This window comes from Arthrobacter sp. TB 26, from assembly GCF_000427315.1.
Classification (GTDB): domain Bacteria; phylum Actinomycetota; class Actinomycetes; order Actinomycetales; family Micrococcaceae; genus Arthrobacter.
Genome location: NZ_AUPJ01000180.1, coordinates 1 through 1727, shown reverse-complemented (window position 1 = coordinate 1727; position 1727 = coordinate 1). Strand labels below are relative to the sequence as shown.

Annotated in this window: 1 pseudogene; it reads right to left on the bottom strand. The window is 72.7% G+C overall.

Annotated features, from left to right (window positions below):
• Positions 1-1727, bottom strand: a pseudogene (locus K789_RS25350) (hypothetical protein); the annotation flags it as partial.

Genomic DNA, 1727 nt, shown 5'->3' with positions numbered 1-1727 from the left:
ACGGCAGGTAGCTGCCCCAGGCGCCCGGCACGTCTTCCAGCAAGTCGGCGGCTCCCAGCGTGGCGCCGGCCAACACCGCGGCAGCAGCCGGCACGTAGAACGCCGGCCACCGCTCGAGGTGCGAGGCGGCAAAAAATACCACCGCGAGAACAAGGACCGACGCCGCGGTCAGCCCGTCGGCCGCCGGCGGTGCCAGCAGGAGGGCGGACACTACAAAGGCCCCGGAGGCGGCCAGCCAGAGCCAGCGTTCGACGTCGGCCCGCGCGTTCCGCCGGAACAGCAGACCTGCGCCGGTGGCGGCCAGCGACAGTAGGAGCAGGATCACCACCACCCCGTCCCGGCTCAGGAGGGGCCGGTCCAGGAAGCCGCCGGAGGGCGGGCCGCCGTCGAACTGCGCCAGCGGACCCAGCGCCACCGTGCCGAACACTGCGGCATAGACCGTCAGGTAGGCGGCCCCACGAGCCGCGAAGACCCGGCTGGCCACCGCCGCCGAGACCAGCAGCAGCGCCACGTGCAGCAGGACGACCCAGCGGCCGCCGTCGTCCGGTTCGGCGACCAGGTAGCCCAGCGGAAGCACGGTCTGGGCAGTGAGCGTAATCCAGACCGCTGCCTGCTGGAACGGGACTTCCGCGAGGCGGTGCCGCATGAGCCACCGGATCACGTGCTGGGCCGCGAGGACGAGCCCGAAGGTCACCGAGACGGCGGTGACGGAGACCGTCGTGTCGTAGCTGAGAACGAGGGCCAGGCCCAGGGTCAGCACCCGGGCCGAAGCGAAGTAGCCGCCCTTGGCGGTGCGCGAGGACGCCGCCACCACCATCACGGCGCTGAACACGGCGAAGATGCCCAGCACCAACTCGACGTCGAGCGCCGAGCCCGCCCGGGCCGGCAGCAGCCCCAGCAACGCCGCCGGGGCGAACGCCGTCGACGGCCGGCGGGAGCGCAGGACGAATCCCGCAGCCGCTGCGCTGATGGCAATCATGGCCACGGCAGCAGTCAGCTGCCAGCTCCCGGATCCTTCGTCGTTCAGGGGTGAGGTCCTAAGCGCGGCCAGGGCGCCGGCCTGCAGCACGAGCACGGCGGCGACGTCCGCGAGCACGCCGCGCGGAGCCCGTCCCCTGGCCTCCGCACGCAACGGGAAGGCCAGCTGCAGTGCCAGCGCCAGCGCGGCAAAGGACGCAACGGAGAGTTCCTCGCCGCCAAGCAGCAGCGGGCCGCTGTCCCGGCGGAGCTGCTCGACACCCGTCAGCACCAGGACGGTACCGGTCCCCCGGGCCATCCACCAGTAGCTCCATCGCTGCCGCAGCACGCCGCGTCGCAGGGCGGTCAACACCAGGTACAGCACCGTCAGGGCCAGGCTGATGTTGCCCGCCCGGAGCGAGACCGCGGCGAATGCCAGGCCGGCCAGCGCCGCCGCCATGCCCAGCGGCAACAGCTCGTGGACGCCGGGCCGCCACGAAGAACCTTTCGCGGCCTCCCCCGACAGGGCCCAGCCGTTGGCCAGGGTGACGAGGAGTTGCAGCACGATGGCGGTGCCGGTGAGCGCCCTCCCCGCCGTGTCGTCCGCGAGGGCCACGCCGGCGAGGACGGGCAGCGCCACGAGGGTGAAGGCGGCCAGGCTGGCATTGGGGGCCAGCGAGGGCACGCCCACCCGCACGAGAAATGCCGTGGCGAGTTGCTGCGCCACGAGGGCAAGGAAGAAGGCCCAGAGCACGGCGAGTACGTCAGGG